Genomic DNA, 14,608 nt, shown 5'->3' on the forward strand with positions numbered 1-14,608 from the left:
AAACGGCCTCCTTAGGCAGCGGTGTCCAGCACTTCAGTGATCCACTGATCGGTCACCTCCACGCGGAAGTTCGGGTTTTCGGCCGGCGGCACATCGGTGAACCGGATGTTCCAGTACACCTTGCCGTCGCTGAGTTCGCTGGAGGTGTTCAGCTCTTCGTCGGCATAGACCTCAAAGTTGATGATCGCGCCCTGATTCTTCAGGTCGCGCATGAACGCCTGCAGGCCTTCGGTCACATCCTTGACGTAGGTCGCGGTGATCGAGCGGTCGACGGCCCACTTGTGCGCGTAGAGGATGGCGTCCATGACGATATCCAGCGTGCGCACGCGGGTGACGAACTTCCATTTCGGGTCACTGGACAGTGTGCGGTTGCCCCACAGCCGGTACCCGTCATCACGGATGATCGTGGTGATGTTGGCGTTGTTCAGCACGTTGGCCCGGCAGGACGCATCGCCGTCGAGAAACTCGATCGGCCGCGTGGTGCCGGTGATGCCGACAAACTCCTTGTTCGACGGCGAGGCCCAGAAACCGTAGGTGGCATCGGTCCAGGCAAACAGGCCGGCGGTCCAGGCCGATGCTGGTGCGTTGACGGTAGCGCTGGTTCCGGTGTCCCAGAACTGCACGCCAGGGTCGACCATGTAGGCGTGTTTGCTGCCGAAATTTTCGGCATAAGCAATCGCCGCTTCGTCGGTGGTGTTCGGCCCGTCGAGGATGGCCATGGACCGCATCTTGTCGCCCAGTGCCACCAACTCGGTGGCCACCGCCAGCGTCGACGAGTACCCCGGGGAAACCAGCAAGCGTGGCTGGGCGTTGAACTTGCTTTTGCCGTTGAGCAACGCCTGCATGCCGGTCCGGCTACCATCGGCCCAAACGCCACCGATGATCGCTGACAGCTGCTCAGCCGGATCCTCCAACACCGGCACACCGACGGCGACAATCACCGCCTTCGACCGTTTGAAAATGGCCTTGCAGTCCTGGGTGATTGCCGCATCCGGGCCCCAGGCGGCAACCGCTTCGCTTTCGCGGGTGATCAACAGCAATTCGTTGGCCGCCGCGGTTGCCGGCGGCCCGACGGTGAAGGTGTTGCACAGGCCGATGATCGACGCGGACGGGGTGGCGATATGCCGGGCGCCGGTGTCCACCAAGGTCACGGTGACGCCGTGAAAAAAAATCATAGAGTGATGCTCCAGAAACGAAAAAGCCCCGCATAAGCGAGGCCGTGGGGATGTACGGTGACGTGCAGCATGGAAAAGAAAACGCCCCGGCAATGCGGGGCGTCAGGACGCGGTGCGGGTCAGTCCGTCCGGCTTTAACGGTCGTTTATCACTGCTTGGAAACTCTGGCGAAGTTGGCCAGGCCCGCAGTTCATTGCGGTAGGTGCGCCAGGCGAGCTCCGTGTTGAGCGCGGCCGGGTCGGCATCCAGATGCTTATCGATCTCTCTGCCAGCCCAGTGCAGTTCGTTTTCGATCCATGACTTTTCTCGGCGGCTCTGAAGCGCTAGGTCGCGTGCGGCATCGAGCACCCAAACGAGACCATCCCAAATATAGGCCGCACTCGGTCGCGGCAAAGCCGTCAGCTCGGCCGGCAACTCGCCCGGCATCGAGTGCGTCACCTCGGCACCGTCAGTGGTGCGGAAAACCACGCCCCGGAAGTCGGGCACGACACTCCATGCATCCTGCTGCCTAACGACCACCTGTTGTTCCGGAGCTTGTGGTGGTTCATCCAGCGTTGCGCCAGCCGGTAAACCGCAGCCACGGCTCACATAGATTTCGTTCTTTCCGAGGTATTCACCAGTGGCTTCACTGAACGTGTAACCGTCGATCCACCCACTCTCATCAAAAAAGCCATTCACTAAAGTAGTCATCAATACATCCTGCAGATGTAGTTGTAAGCCACGTTGCGCATACGGGTTTCCGTACTCACACGGGCGACCGCCGATGGATTGAAAGTTACAGACATGTTGCCCGTTGTACTGACTCGTGGTGCAGCGGGTATATCACTCGTCATGTAACCAGAAGCCGTAAATACGCCGGTCGCGGTATTCACCAGCAACATCGAATCATCGTCCTGTAGCCTGAGTTCACCCGTCATGTTTTGTAGCGTGTCGAGTTGAAGGCTCAACACGGCGCGCCCAGAGTCGGGGTCGATTCCGCGCCCGCCATCCAGACCACGAATCGACTCGGCGCGCATGTCTGGCAGCATTCCAGTGGGATACACGGCTGCCAATGCCGGGTACCACTCGACATTGAACGGCTGCCCCCCCATCAAAACGCATTTGTCGGGTGGCGTAGCGGTTGGCCATGGAAACGGCACGCCGATGGGAAGCGAAAATATGGCAGCAGGATCAAAATTGCTCTGGGTCCAGAGATGCCCGAAATCAGACGCATCAACCTGTATTTTTATTTGACCCGTGGCGTTGTTGTAGCCGATGTGAATTTTATTGGGGTCTTGACCCACCCCCCCGCCTTGCTGCACGGGAGCGAAGCCCAACGCAGGTTGGTACGCAGCAGGGTTAAAGTTATTAGTGTCCCAACCGGTTGCCCACTCAGTGAATACGTATCCCTCTGGGCCCAGAACACCACCACGAGTAATCACAGTACCGGTGTTATAGCCGATGATTTGTTGCCAGAGGGTGTCTTGACTGACCGTAACCAGCATGGGGGAGAATTGACCGCCTTCTGGAACGTTCGGGCCGGGGTTCACCCGGTACATACCCACGGTGGTGACTGTGTTTAGATCGGTGCCGTCGGGAAGGACAATCCCCCCATGACCGATGCCATAAGCACCCGTGAGCAATACACGGCCTGGCGTGTCATCTTGGGGAGAGGTTTGTTTAACCAGATTGGTTGAGTCCCAGATGCTTTCCCATTCGCCCCAAACACCGGCAGTCAAGGCCCGGCGGTGAAGGGTGTGGTCGGCATTCCCATAAATCTCCTGGAAGGCGTATTGACCTGGTGTAATCGCCGAGACGCGAACCCAACCCTCATAGATCCCGCCTCCTGGCCCTCCTATGCCATTGCTGATGAAATAGAGGGCCGTCTCCGCGTTCAAGCCACCGATGTCAACATCACTGACCGCATAGGCGGGCCCGCCCCAGCCGAACGCTCCGACCTTCATCAGCGCATCAGGCGTTGCATCGTGCAGATCGACCTGCACAGCAGCGGTCGCGGCGGTGCCCAGCTCGAGGTTATTCCGAGCCTCGACCACATCCGCAACATCGCCCAGGTTTTCACTCACCGCCAGGGCATCGGTGATGCCGTAGCCGGTCAGGGTGGTCGGGTTGGTGCCAGCGATCACACGCCCAAGGGCATCGACGGTGACACTGCGAAACGTGCCCACACCACCCCCACTGCCACCTGCGATCATTTCGAACTGCAAACCGGTGGTGCCGAGGGTGATCGGCGCGTCGGTGACCAACTGCCAGAGGCTGTCGCCGTTGACGGTGCCTTGCTCGACGTGGATAAACAGCCCCGGAGTCACTTCCAGGCTGTTGTCGGCATCGGCGGCCCGCGTCCAGCCTTCGGCGCTGACGATATAGACACCGTTGTTCTGGGCCTCTGCCTGGGCGGTCACCAGCACGCGATCACCGGCGGCCACGGCCACGTCATCGATGGTCTGCAGATTGCTCAGGGTGATGGGGACTGTGGCCGCCACCCGCGCTGACTGTTTGTGATCCAGCTTGGCCAGCGCCTCACTGATAGCCAGGTCGACGTATTCCCGCGTGGCCAGCACCACCGCCGGGTCAATCTTCAGCACGATGTTCGCCGAGCTGCTGACGATGAAGTTCATCCGCACCACTTGGGTTTTGCCACTGCCTTGGTCGAGCAAGGGTTTATAGCTAGGCGCGCAGTTGGCCACCGCCACCAGATCACCGTCGACATCGTACAGGCCGATCTCGCGAATCCACTCACCGCCGACTTCCGGCGGGATGATCTGCTCGGTGATCACCGTGTTGGGGTTGGCCGGATCGACGCGGATCTGGTTGATCGGCGCCCGACGCCATTCGTTGATCAACTGGGTTTGCAAGCGATCGGGAATCGGGTCAGTGCCGTTGGCATCGCCCAAGCCCATCTCGGTGAACATCCAGTCCAGGCCCATGGCGATGGCGTTGGCGTGTTTGGCTTCACCGACAGCCGTGAGAATGGCAAAAAACTGACTGGTTTTATCAATCATAAGGATAAACGTCCAAAGTATCGGTTTCATCGACGCAGAGCGCCGGGCCAAAAGTGCCGGTCACGTTGATGTCTTTCGGGGCCGGCGGGTACACGTCGATCTCTTCGCCTTCTTGCACGCACACGGCAATGCCGAGCACGCCCTCGGTCTGCAGACTGAGCGCCAGGTTGGTCATGTGCCGGCTGACCGGGCGGGCGTCGTCGATCAACCACGCCAGTTCCTCGTACAGTTCCTCGGTGATGCCGGCGTCATTCAGCCCCACCTCCAGAGCGAAGGTACCGGGCACGCCTTCCGGCACGGTGTTGAACCATTCCACGACGTCGATCAGGTAGCCCAAGGGCTCGACCACCCGCCGCAGTGCACCGATGGTGCCTTTGCGTGCATGCACGTCGTACGTCGAACGGATTGCCGTGCGCTTGGCCTCCAGCGTCCAGTTGTTGTTCCAGCGGTCCACCGACCAGGCCGACGCCAGATACGGCAACAGGTGTTCAGGGCAGGTATCGGCGTTGTACAAACTGCGCAGCGGAATCAGTGTGTTTTCATAGTTGGCCGCTTCCACAGCCAGCTCCAGCGGCGTGCTGTTGAGGGGCAGCTGAGTACTCATGTCAGGCCCCCAGGATCACGCTGTAGTCCGTGCAATACGCGGCCTCGGCCTTGCTCGGTTTGATGTCCGTCCAGCCCAGCAGCTCGACACGGGCTATCCCGGGAACGTGCAATTGCGCATCGATCCCCGAGCGTGCGACTTCGAGACCCAGGCGGCGGCGCGGGTTGATCCACTCGCTCAGGCGTTTCTCACTTTCAGCCAGGTAGGCCTCGTTCTCCGGACCCGGTGCCTGTGGGTACAGCACCGCTTCAATGCGGTAGTCGATGACCACAGCGCTCTGCACCGTGAGGCGGTCGGCCACCGGCCGCACGTCCTCGTCATTGAGGTGCAGCCGGACCTCCTCCAGCAGTTCCGGCGAGGCGGCGCCGCTGCCTTCCAGGCTGAGTACGGTGACCACCACCACGGCGGGTGACGGACTTTCCGCCGTGGCATCGGCCACCAGGCCCGAGGCGTTGCGCGCGTGTAGGATGTAGCTGTTACGCGGTCCCGCCGTGGTCAGCCCCTCATACGACAGCTGCACTCGCTCGCGCAGGGCATCGTCTTCCTCAAGCACCTGCGGCGTAGGCGGCACCGTGCTCGGGTCTCCAGCCTGAATCACCAGGCGCTGCAGGTTGACGTTGGCGGCGAGGTGATCAAGGTCAGCCCGCTCGGCATGGGCCAACAGCAAAGCCTTGCCCGCGTCGTTGACCCGCGCCCGGTTCTGCAAGGCGCCATACGCGGCCTGCTCGATCAGCTTGAGCACCGGGTCGCTTTCGAGCTCCGCACTCCAGTTGTCGCCCATGCTCAGGCGGAAGGCTTCCAGCTTCTCCTGGTAGACCACTGCAAAGTCGAGGTCTTCGAGCACTTGCGGCGGCGGCAGGGCCGCCAGTTCCATGGTCATGCGGACACCTCCAAAGTCACGTCGCTGCCCAGGTACTGCCCGGTCAGCTCAAAGGTGATACGCCCGTCGAGGATGGCCACGGCGCGCACGCGGCCGAGTTTCAACCGCGGCTCCCAGCGCCCGAGGGTGCTGGCCACCTCGGCTTGCACGGCACTCTTCCAGCCGTCATTGACCGGCAGGTCGACAAAGCGCCGCAGCTTGCTGCCGTACTCCGGGCGCATGCGCCGGCTGCCCAAGGGAGTGGACAAGATGTCCTCGATGGACTGGCGCAGGTGATCGAGGCCGGAAATGAGTTGGCCGGTGCGGCGGTCCAATCCGATCATCCCGATCATTGGATCAGCCCTCGACCGCGACAAAATCCTTGCGACCATGCAAATACTCGAGCGCGACCGTGTCGTCCGACGCCACTGCGACTTGTCCTTTTTTGACTTTCAAGGTGCGCCCGGCGTCCAGCAGGATCAGCACCCGCGAGGTGTACAGCGTGTCGCGAAAAATACTCACCGTGGCTGGAGCTGGCTCATCGGTGACTGCTGAGACTTCCTTGGTTTTACTCGTCATGTTTTTCTCCAGACATGAAAAAGCCCGCGCGTGGCGGGCTGAAAGTGAATGCGTATTCAATGCGAGTGGTTGCTGCTGTTACCGCCGGCATCCATGATCCTGCCGGCACCGCTGATATCACCGGACACGCTCAGTGATCCGTCGATCGCCACTTCACCCACCAGCGCGATCTGGCTGGCGACAACGCGGACTTGATCCGGCGTCACCTCAAACTGCGAGCCACCAACCGTGATCGTCGCGCGGCTGCCCTCGGGCAGCGCAATGCTGTAGCTGCCGGCCTGCCAGTCGTAAATCAGTGAGCCACCATCGTCGAAGTACCAAGCCTCAACGTGATCGCGGTTGTCCGGCGGTGTTCCGGCGTTGCCATACAGCCCTGGGATAAAGGTGCCCATGGCCGGATCACCGCTGGGGCTGAACAGCACGCCCTGCTCCCCTGGACTCGGCGCACGCCAATGACGTGCCTTGCCGGCGGCCAGGCTATGCCATCGCACCCAGGCACTGACCCAGGCACCGGCCTTGACCCGCACCCGGCCAGCACTCAGATCGACGCCGACCACCACGCAGGGCATCAGCATCGCCGCGATCATCCGGTCATGTTCGGCGCTGGCGTATCCCATGCCAGATCCTCCGGCTGAAAATAGTGATCTTCATTGCCGGTACCGGTACAACCGTCGACATTCAGGTACAACGTGCCTGGAGGTTCATCAGGCCAAAGCCACTCAACCTCGCCAAGGTAGATCTGCTGAGTCCACTCCACCGTCCACACGGTGTAGCCATCCAGTTCCGGTTTGGTCCAGTCCTGACGCGACGCCACAAACTGCGCCTGTTCGACGTCATCCAGCCCCCAAGTTTGCCCTCGCAATAACATGGCAATTTGTGCCGCCAATTGGGCGCCCAGTTGCTGATGACGTGGCAACTCGGGCGCGACAATGACCCGCGCTTCAAAGCGCAGGATCAGCACCGTTTCACCGGTGCCTATGTCTTGCCCGGGTTCAAACTCCACCGGTTCCAGAAACACCGCCGGCAGCGCTACCCGGTCCTGAATGTCCGGACAGGTCGCGACAAATCGCACCGTCGGCAACGCTTGGCGGATGTGTTCCTCGATGGCGGCGTACAACGCATCCAGCGAAAAGACAGAATCAGGCACGAGCGCTCCCCTTCAGGTATTTATGCAGTTCAAAGTTCATCTCTTGCTTGAACACGACCAGCAGACGCTCGTCGGCCTTGTTGGCCCAGGTGTAAAACGGACCTTCAACGTCTTCGAGCGAAACCTTGGCCTTGGCCAGCGGAAAACGATTGTCGTTTTCTGCGATCCAGCCCGAACTCGTGCCACCACCCGCCGACGCGCTGCTGCCGGGATAGTCCTCTGGGTTGAAGTGTTTGCTGGACGTGCGAATCCAGATATCCGCCTTGTTGCCATAGACGCGTTTATAAAACGCGCCTTGGTAACGCCGCCCCGCGACCGAAACACCAGCCTTACCCTGACGGGGATTCCCTATCCGGCTGGCCTCCATCGGGTTGGTGCCGAACCAGAGTTTGCCCAACTGCCCCGGGCCTTTGATGGGATAGCTGCGCAGGCGCTGACGTACCGCGCGGACGGCAATCCGCTCCTGTTTGCTGACATCGCGCGCCATGTGCGTGGCCAACCAGCCCAACGTTTTGTTGATCGCCCGTCGTTGCGCCGCGGCAACGGCCTTGGGCATCACCTTGGCCAACTGTTCAAAGGCCTGCATATCGTTGGCAGAAAGCTGCAGCGTCACCGGAACGGCACTCATGCCTTTAGCCTCAGAGACAAGGCCACCAGACCATCGCCCGCCGGTTCCAGGTGAGTCAGGGTGTACTCGCCGCCACCGTCTAGTGCGGGCAACTCAATGTGCACCGTCTGCGTTTTTTCCACGCCTGCGGCATCGGCAACCCGAATGTGAAAACACGGATCGCGCAGGCCGGTGTTCAGGCGCCCTATCTTGGGCTGCAACCAGGGCGCCGAGAACATGCCCAACACACGCCGACCTTCGATGTAGCCAACATCAGCCAGGGTGTCGAACACTACACTGTCGATCGTCTCGACCAGGTCTCGAAAGGCCATGGTCAAAGCGTCAGCAGGATCTGCGCCCGTGGACGCGTGCAAAGGTGCAGCGGGTTGGATTGGGCTTCACCGGCCATGCCCTTGTTGAACGGCAATGGCTCCAGCTTGCTGTAATAAGGCAGGCCTTGGGTGTTGGCAGTCTCCATGTAGTCCGCCGGAGCAAAGCAGGAGATGTACAGATCCGGTACGCCTTCGGGAATCAACAGCGCTGTATCGTCATGGATGAACGACACCCCGGCGATCCGCCCGCGATAACGCTCCCAGACAATGCCGCCCAGCTCGAAACTATCACGCGAGTCACCACGCAGTTCTGCGGCTTGGATCGTATTGAGGTAGGTTTCCTCTACCGATTTGTGCGTGATCAGTTTGTTCCAGAAATTCTTGCCACAGAAGGCCCGCGCGCCCGAACTGGTAACACTGCCCAGCTCATCATCCTGCATGTCCAGCGCTTCGGCACACTTGACCCGGATCTTCGTCGCCGGGTCGTTCAGGCCCATGGACAAGCTTTGTTGCTCCACACCAAACGCCTGATAGATGTTCAGCAGGACCGTCGAGCCATCCGCGTCCAGCACCAGGCCGTTCAGCGCGCCCATGCGCTGGAATTCATGAGTGGCGTCGAGCTGACGCTTGGCTTTGCTCAGGCGCGTGTTCACTACGCCCTGCACCGCCTGCAGTTCGGTCGTCGTACCAAAGGCGCGAATACCCTGAATTTCGTCGGCCTTGATGGTGAAACGCTGCGGCAGGTGCACGGTATTGAACGGGATCATCTGACGTTTGCTTGCACCCACGACCAAACCCGAGGTACCGCGCTCACCCGCCGGCACCAGCGCCAGCGTGTTGCCGTCCTTTTCGATCTGCACGGTCAGGGTGCTGATGCCTTCCTCGCGAAACAGGCCCAGGCTACTGATGCGGCCCGGCAGGTATTCCTGCTCGTTGATCGCTGCAGTCAGCGAGGACACAGAAAAAACATCGTCGGTAAAAATGCCAATATCGGCCATGAAAAGACTCTCCAGAAATGCAAAACCCCGCACAGGGCGGGGTTGGGAAAAGGGGGACTGACTTAGCGGGCGATCACAAACTGAGCCGCCAAAGCGACCTCGGCATCAGCATCGAAACCGGTCAAATGCACTTCACTGACCTCGGCCAGCCGCACCACCGCACTGGCGCGGCGCTCCTCGGTCGACTCGCCCAGCGGCCCGTACAGGATGCACGTCGCCACTTCAGTGCCATCGATGGCGGCAGGATCGTAAGGCGCAAACTCATTGGTCGCGGTGACCAGCCCCAGTACCTGGCCGGCATTCAACGCGGGGCCAGCGGCTACCAGGATGGATTCACGAGAAATCTTTCCGGCCCCTTCGGAGAGCAGAAATTCGCCAGCGTGTAGCGTTTCGTACTTTACGGTCATGCTCGTGCTCCTTTTGCACTGTTGGATTGCCCCGCATGGGCGGCCTGACGGGCTGCCCAGATCGAGGGCGGATCCGGTTGTTTCGCCTGCACCTTCGGTGCTGGGTCATCGTTGAGGGGCACGCTGTTGTCGATTTCGAAACCGTTGCCGCTGCTGACGATCTTGTCGAACAGCCGCGCGCGTACCGCAGGTGCGTCCAGTCCCGCTGTCACGTACTCAGCGCTGAGTTCTGGCAATCGTGCCGCGACACACAGGTCATGCACCGCCTTGGCCCGAGTCAGCCCCGCCTGGACGATCTCTTCGCTTTCAAGCTGGGTCGAGCTGAGCAGCGGCGCGACCAGGTTGCTGATCCCCGCCTCTGCACAACGCTGAGTGATCATCAACGCCAGTTTCGCCGAGTCCATCACAGGCGCGGGTGGATCGTTTGGCTCCAACTCCGGAGCCGGCTCGGACTCGGGCGCCTCATCGAGTTGGGCCAACAATTCAGCTGGGGTGTGCTGATAACGCTGCATTACCCCGCCCTGCCCCAAACATGCCTTGACCTGTACCCCATCGCCCACCTCATCGGCCAGCCCCAGAGCCACCGCCTCATTGGCGGTCAACCAGGTTTCAGCGGCCACCAAACCCCGTAACTCCGCCTCATCGATGGTGGGTGCCTTGGCCTTGTAGGCTGCAATGATCGCTTCCATGGTTTGGTCAAGGACATCGGCCACCTTGCGAAAGCTGTCGGCATCGCCGGCGGCATAGGTCCATGGGTTGTGGATCATCAGCATGGCATTCGACGCGATCACCACCTTGTGCGCACCGCACACGGCGACACTCGCCGCGCTCGCGGCCAAGGCATCAATACGTGCTGTGCAACGCTCGCCCAGCCGCGACAACGTGTTGTGCATAGCCAACCCGTCGAACAGGTCGCCGCCGATGCTGTTGAACGCCGCGATCACCGGTGACACGCCGTCATCGATGGCGCGCAGATCCTGCATGAACTGACTGGCCGTAATGCCCCAGGTACCGATCTCGCCGTACACAAAGACTTCGATCACGCGCTCAGCGGCTTCGCCGCTGGCGTGCACGGCATACCAGCTTTTGTCCTGCACGGACACTTGCTGGCCAGCTCTGTTGTAAATGCGCGGAGTCGTGTTCTTGCTCATGTTTGCTCCTTGTCGTCGAACGCCTGAAGCAGTTCGACGAGCGTGCTGTAATTAAGACCTTTACCCCGAGCCCGCTCGGCATCGGCAGCGTTTTCTTCGTCCACCGTTTCGGCGTCATAGCCGGTGCGCAGGACCATTTCGCTACGCGAGGCAAAGCCGGCGTTAACTTCCATCGTGCGTGACTGAACATCCTGAACCGGATGGATATAGGCCCAACCCTGTGGCACCCAACGCGTACGCAAGTACTCACGGCGGCGCTGGGCGTAGTCCGGCAACAACACGGCGCCGCTGAGCACCGCCATGTCCATCCACGCGGCCCGCACCGGGCGACACAACTGGTGCACATACACACCAAATTGCAGCTGCTCCAGACGACGCCGGAACTCGGTGAGCACCACGCGCAGTGCGCGGTCGTTCACTTCGCGCATGTCGCCGGTGAGGATTTCGTACGGCATCCCGGCGCCGGCCGCCGCTGCCATCAATTGCTGGCGCATGAAGTCGGGATAGTTGTTGCCGGCATCCGGTGGCGTTGAAAATTCGACCTCCTCCCCCGGCAACAACTCCTGCATGGTCCCGGGCTCCAACGCCACCATGGGCGTGAAACCATCCGAGGCGAGGTTCAGCGGCGCACCGGTCACCGGGTCTACCGGGGTCTGGATGTCATCCGGTGAAGGCTTCTTGATGAAGCCGGCGAACAGGTTGGCCACCTCTTGGCGGAACAACACCGCGTCGTCGTAGTTGTCCAGGCTGCGCAGGCGCTTGAGCACCGGCGACAAACGCGGAAGACCCCGCAACTGACCTGGTTCGACCGGCTCAAAAATGTGCAACACCTGGCTGGCCGGTACGCGCACCAGTTGGTTGTAGCCACTGTTCAACGACGAGGCATCACCGGGATGCGAGCGGTACATCCAATACGCGACCCGGCGACTGTCCGGACTGAACTCAATACCGGCGCGAATGATGTTGCCGTTACGTGCGATCTCGAATTTGTCGTGCGGGACAAATTCCGGCGCCAGCACCTGAAGTTGCAGCGGCACCACCAACCCTTCGTCGAGGTTGCGCGGGCGCAGGCGGATAAAACATTCGCCAGCCGTTTCCACCGTCCGGGCGATCAGTGCTTGCTGCCCGTAGAAGTCGGTCAGGCCATCGGCGTCGGACTCTTCAGTCCAGTCAGCCCAGAGCTCCTGCAATAGATGTCGAAGGTCATCGTCCTGGGTTTTCGGCCGCGGCGTGATGCCGGTACCGATCAGGTTGCTGACCCGTTTGTCGATGATGTTGAAGGCGTAGGGGTCGTTGCGCACTGCCGCCCGTGAGCGTGAGCGCAAGTTGCGTAACGCCGGAATGGCGATGCTGTTGAAGCCGGCGTCGGGTGCATCCCAACTGGCAGAGCGGCGCCCTTCGGCAGCCCCTTCATAGCTGGCCTTGATGTTCGACGGGATCAGGAAACCGCTGCGGCCCAAGGTTGGAAACTGACGAGCCATTACAGTCCCTTACCGCCATGATAGAGCCGTACGATGCGCGACCGAGGACCAGCCGCCGCGATCAGCGAGCTACGAATTTCGTCGCGCGCCCTGAGCAGTTCGTCAATGTCGCGGTACTCGACGTTGCGATCCGCGTAGCGCACGATCTTTTCGCCGCGCGCGATTGCCTTCTCGACCGCATCGAGTTGCTGTTGGGTAAAGGCCATGGGGATCGCTCTAAAGTAAAAAGACAACGTGGATAGCAGCTGCGCGTTTTCACTCAGCGTCGTTTTTTGAGGTAGCCGCTGCTGGAACTTCGACGCTGTGGGGGCCGTGCAATTGGCAGCGGTGCTGCTGCCGGTTTGGCCGGTGGTGGTACGGGATCAGCCGGTTGCTGCTGGGGTGTCGCGGGGTTGCAGATACGCTCGGCCGACACGGCTTTCTCGCCCGGAGGCGCCGCCTGAAACAGGGAACTTCTCACCCGCTCCCAGTCGTGCTCCTTGTAGCGGTTCAGCCCCAGGTAATGCGCCATCGCCAAGCTGTACACCATCAAGTCGAGGGCTTCGTTGCGCTCAGCCTTGCCCTTGACCCACTCGATTTTTTTGTAGCCTTTGACGTAGCGAGTCACCTTGCGTTCGGCAACGCACTGGGCGAAAAAATCATCTGGCAGGTCATTGGCAAAGTGCAGCGCACCAGGACCGTCCTCCACCGGATAGCGGTTGTAAATCCAGTCTTTGGCGGTGTCAGTACCGACGAACCAGAGCTCGACCCCCTTGCGCTCGGTCAGGCCTTTCCAGGTGACATCCATCATTGATGGCCGCTGTGCAATCACCGGACGACCCGGCTTGCTCGCCCCCTTGACCGCGAAGATGTTGCGCCAGCGCCGCAGTCGGCAGAACTGGTACACCTCGTCGGTGTGGTTACCGCCGGAGTCGATGCCGGCGGCCCGAATCGTCAGTTCTGCACCACACGGATGCGGGTAACGCGCCTTGAGTTTGTCATCGAGCACCGACCAGGTGCGGTCGTCGGAGGGGTCGCCCCAGATCACCTGATAGTCGATGATCCAGCGCTCCATGCCGGCGCCCCACCCGACCACCATGAACTCCAGCCGGTTCGCCTGAACGTCGACCGAGGCCGTGAGCATCAGCGCGGCGGACGGTATTGAGCCCAGCCCGTAAGTTTCCAAGCGTGCCCGAGCCATCAGGACATCAGCTTTCGTTTGCTCTTGGGCGCTGTCCCAAACCTTGGCAAGACGGGTGTTATAGAACACCTGCATCGGTTCGAGATCGCCGCGGGACATGGCTGTCTTGGCTTTCTCGAACTGTTTGGCCAGCGCCGCCCAACCCGTCCAACCGGGTGGCGAGTACAACGCATTGAGGTTGAAGCCGACGGTTTCGCCATCGCCCTGGGCATGCGCGCGCCACTCGCCCTTGGCCAACATCTCGCCCTTATGGTGTTCCTCGATCAGCACATCACAGTCAGGCCCGGCGCACTCGTAGTGCGCCAGCTGGCAATCTGCCGAGTAATGCAGACGTTCCCATTCCAAGATTTGCATGTGCCCGCAATTCGGGCACGGCACGTAATAAAAACGCTGGTCGCTGGTCTCGAACAGATCGGCAATGCGCGAGGCGCCCCGGATCGTCGGCGAACTGGAAAAGTAGAACTTGGCGTTACGGCCAAACGTACTGCCGCGGGTTTCCGCCAGCTCAATCGGGTCGCCCTCCTCGCCAACGTCCACCACCCAGCGATCGACTTCATCGCCATAGATGTACCTAGCCGACAACTCCGACAGGTTCGCTGCCGAGCCGGCGGTGGTGACATACAACGAACCACCTTCGAACTCCTTGGTGTCCATGGTGTTGCGCGCATCCCTTGAACGGTTCGCCGCCACGCGTTCACGCAGCACCGGGGTGGCCTTGATGGTCTTACCGATGCGCGACGAGACTCGTTTGGCCAATCCCAGGCTGGGCAGGAGCGTGAGAATGTTCGACGGCGCCATATGGATCAGGCCGCCAATCCAGTTCAAGGCGATCTGGGTTTTCATCAACTGCGAGGCCACCATGGTCACCACGCGCTTGCACGGATGTGCCGGCGACAGGCAACGCATCGGCTCGCGGGCATACGGTGTTCGTGCAGTGCGGTATTGCCCTGGCTCGGCAGCCCCCGCATCACGCGGGATGCGCATGAACTCGTCAGCCCATTGATCGATCCAGACATCCGGCTCTGGTCGCAACCCGCGGAAATACGCCTCCCGGTACACCGCTGCACCGTCGGGCATTTCCGCTGACAT

General features: G+C 61.0%; 17 protein-coding genes. All 17 read right to left on the bottom strand.

Features of this window, described 5'->3' with window-relative positions; genetic code table 11:
- Positions 1-11: 11 nt before the first annotated feature.
- A complete protein-coding gene (locus RS887_RS22800; RefSeq protein WP_322617140.1) occupies positions 12-1,175 on the bottom strand; it encodes a phage tail sheath family protein in 1,164 nt (387 codons plus the stop codon).
- Between the two features lie 102 nt (positions 1,176-1,277).
- Positions 1,278-1,865, bottom strand: a complete 588-nt coding sequence (locus tag RS887_RS22805; protein WP_322617141.1) for a hypothetical protein — start codon at positions 1,863-1,865, stop codon at positions 1,278-1,280.
- On the bottom strand, positions 1,865-4,174 hold the full coding sequence (locus tag RS887_RS22810; RefSeq protein ID WP_322617142.1) for a phage tail protein: 2,310 nt from the start codon (positions 4,172-4,174) through the stop codon (positions 1,865-1,867). Before RS887_RS22810 ends, RS887_RS22805 begins: the two co-directional genes overlap by 1 nt.
- The gene (locus RS887_RS22815) at positions 4,167-4,778 is read right to left on the bottom strand and encodes a phage tail protein I (protein ID WP_322617143.1); all 612 of its coding nucleotides are present in this window, start codon (positions 4,776-4,778) and stop codon (positions 4,167-4,169) included. Before RS887_RS22815 ends, RS887_RS22810 begins: the two co-directional genes overlap by 8 nt.
- 1 nt (position 4,779) lies before the next feature.
- On the bottom strand, positions 4,780-5,658 hold the full coding sequence (locus RS887_RS22820) for a baseplate assembly protein (protein ID WP_322617144.1): 879 nt from the start codon (positions 5,656-5,658) through the stop codon (positions 4,780-4,782).
- A complete protein-coding gene (locus tag RS887_RS22825) occupies positions 5,655-5,981 on the bottom strand; it encodes a GPW/gp25 family protein (RefSeq protein ID WP_043302559.1) in 327 nt (108 codons plus the stop codon). The genes RS887_RS22820 and RS887_RS22825 overlap by 4 nt, the downstream gene beginning before the upstream one ends.
- A gap of 13 nt (positions 5,982-5,994) precedes the next feature.
- Positions 5,995-6,216 carry a hypothetical protein gene (locus RS887_RS22830; protein WP_322617145.1) on the bottom strand — a complete coding sequence of 74 codons (222 nt, stop codon included), beginning with the start codon at positions 6,214-6,216 and terminating at the stop codon, positions 5,995-5,997.
- 56 nt (positions 6,217-6,272) lie between these two features.
- Positions 6,273-6,833, bottom strand: coding sequence for a phage baseplate assembly protein V (locus RS887_RS22835; RefSeq protein WP_322617146.1), 561 nt, complete (start codon positions 6,831-6,833; stop codon positions 6,273-6,275).
- Positions 6,800-7,363 carry a hypothetical protein gene (locus RS887_RS22840; protein ID WP_322617147.1) on the bottom strand — a complete coding sequence of 188 codons (564 nt, stop codon included), beginning with the start codon at positions 7,361-7,363 and terminating at the stop codon, positions 6,800-6,802. Before RS887_RS22840 ends, RS887_RS22835 begins: the two co-directional genes overlap by 34 nt.
- Positions 7,356-7,991: a phage tail protein gene (locus RS887_RS22845; protein WP_322617148.1), complete on the bottom strand. Its 636-nt coding sequence runs from the start codon at positions 7,989-7,991 to the stop codon at positions 7,356-7,358. Before RS887_RS22845 ends, RS887_RS22840 begins: the two co-directional genes overlap by 8 nt.
- On the bottom strand, positions 7,988-8,302 hold the full coding sequence (locus RS887_RS22850; protein ID WP_322617149.1) for a hypothetical protein: 315 nt from the start codon (positions 8,300-8,302) through the stop codon (positions 7,988-7,990). Before RS887_RS22850 ends, RS887_RS22845 begins: the two co-directional genes overlap by 4 nt.
- Positions 8,303-8,304: 2 nt before the next feature.
- A complete protein-coding gene (locus RS887_RS22855; RefSeq protein WP_322617150.1) occupies positions 8,305-9,300 on the bottom strand; it encodes a major capsid protein in 996 nt (331 codons plus the stop codon).
- Between the two features lie 62 nt (positions 9,301-9,362).
- A complete protein-coding gene (locus tag RS887_RS22860; RefSeq protein WP_322617151.1) occupies positions 9,363-9,707 on the bottom strand; it encodes a head decoration protein in 345 nt (114 codons plus the stop codon).
- A complete protein-coding gene (locus RS887_RS22865) occupies positions 9,704-10,858 on the bottom strand; it encodes a head maturation protease, ClpP-related (protein WP_322617152.1) in 1,155 nt (384 codons plus the stop codon). Before RS887_RS22865 ends, RS887_RS22860 begins: the two co-directional genes overlap by 4 nt.
- On the bottom strand, positions 10,855-12,339 hold the full coding sequence (locus tag RS887_RS22870; RefSeq protein ID WP_322617153.1) for a phage portal protein: 1,485 nt from the start codon (positions 12,337-12,339) through the stop codon (positions 10,855-10,857). The genes RS887_RS22865 and RS887_RS22870 overlap by 4 nt, the downstream gene beginning before the upstream one ends.
- A complete protein-coding gene (locus RS887_RS22875; RefSeq protein ID WP_027923826.1) occupies positions 12,339-12,545 on the bottom strand; it encodes a phage head-tail joining protein in 207 nt (68 codons plus the stop codon). Before RS887_RS22875 ends, RS887_RS22870 begins: the two co-directional genes overlap by 1 nt.
- A gap of 53 nt (positions 12,546-12,598) precedes the next feature.
- Positions 12,599-14,608 carry a phage terminase large subunit family protein gene (locus RS887_RS22880; RefSeq protein WP_322617154.1) on the bottom strand — a complete coding sequence of 670 codons (2,010 nt, stop codon included), beginning with the start codon at positions 14,606-14,608 and terminating at the stop codon, positions 12,599-12,601.

Source organism: Pseudomonas sp. BIC9C (assembly GCF_034541995.1).
GTDB lineage: Bacteria > Pseudomonadota > Gammaproteobacteria > Pseudomonadales > Pseudomonadaceae > Aquipseudomonas > Aquipseudomonas fluorescens_CC.

Coding starts and splice junctions, on each gene's coding strand:
- RS887_RS22815 (WP_322617143.1), bottom strand. CDS start 4,778: ATGAGTACTCAGCTGCCCCTCAACAGCACGCCGCTGGAGCTGGCTGTG.
- RS887_RS22880 (WP_322617154.1), bottom strand. CDS start 14,608: ATGTCAGCGGAAATGCCCGACGGTGCAGCGGTGTACCGGGAGGCGTAT.
- RS887_RS22830 (WP_322617145.1), bottom strand. CDS start 6,216: ATGACGAGTAAAACCAAGGAAGTCTCAGCAGTCACCGATGAGCCAGCT.
- RS887_RS22870 (WP_322617153.1), bottom strand. CDS start 12,339: ATGGCTCGTCAGTTTCCAACCTTGGGCCGCAGCGGTTTCCTGATCCCG.
- RS887_RS22860 (WP_322617151.1), bottom strand. CDS start 9,707: ATGACCGTAAAGTACGAAACGCTACACGCTGGCGAATTTCTGCTCTCC.
- RS887_RS22865 (WP_322617152.1), bottom strand. CDS start 10,858: ATGAGCAAGAACACGACTCCGCGCATTTACAACAGAGCTGGCCAGCAA.
- RS887_RS22825 (WP_043302559.1), bottom strand. CDS start 5,981: ATGATCGGATTGGACCGCCGCACCGGCCAACTCATTTCCGGCCTCGAT.
- RS887_RS22845 (WP_322617148.1), bottom strand. CDS start 7,991: ATGAGTGCCGTTCCGGTGACGCTGCAGCTTTCTGCCAACGATATGCAG.
- RS887_RS22805 (WP_322617141.1), bottom strand. CDS start 1,865: ATGACTACTTTAGTGAATGGCTTTTTTGATGAGAGTGGGTGGATCGAC.
- RS887_RS22855 (WP_322617150.1), bottom strand. CDS start 9,300: ATGGCCGATATTGGCATTTTTACCGACGATGTTTTTTCTGTGTCCTCG.
- RS887_RS22820 (WP_322617144.1), bottom strand. CDS start 5,658: ATGACCATGGAACTGGCGGCCCTGCCGCCGCCGCAAGTGCTCGAAGAC.
- RS887_RS22810 (WP_322617142.1), bottom strand. CDS start 4,174: ATGATTGATAAAACCAGTCAGTTTTTTGCCATTCTCACGGCTGTCGGT.
- RS887_RS22835 (WP_322617146.1), bottom strand. CDS start 6,833: ATGGGATACGCCAGCGCCGAACATGACCGGATGATCGCGGCGATGCTG.
- RS887_RS22875 (WP_027923826.1), bottom strand. CDS start 12,545: ATGGCCTTTACCCAACAGCAACTCGATGCGGTCGAGAAGGCAATCGCG.
- RS887_RS22850 (WP_322617149.1), bottom strand. CDS start 8,302: ATGGCCTTTCGAGACCTGGTCGAGACGATCGACAGTGTAGTGTTCGAC.
- RS887_RS22800 (WP_322617140.1), bottom strand. CDS start 1,175: ATGATTTTTTTTCACGGCGTCACCGTGACCTTGGTGGACACCGGCGCC.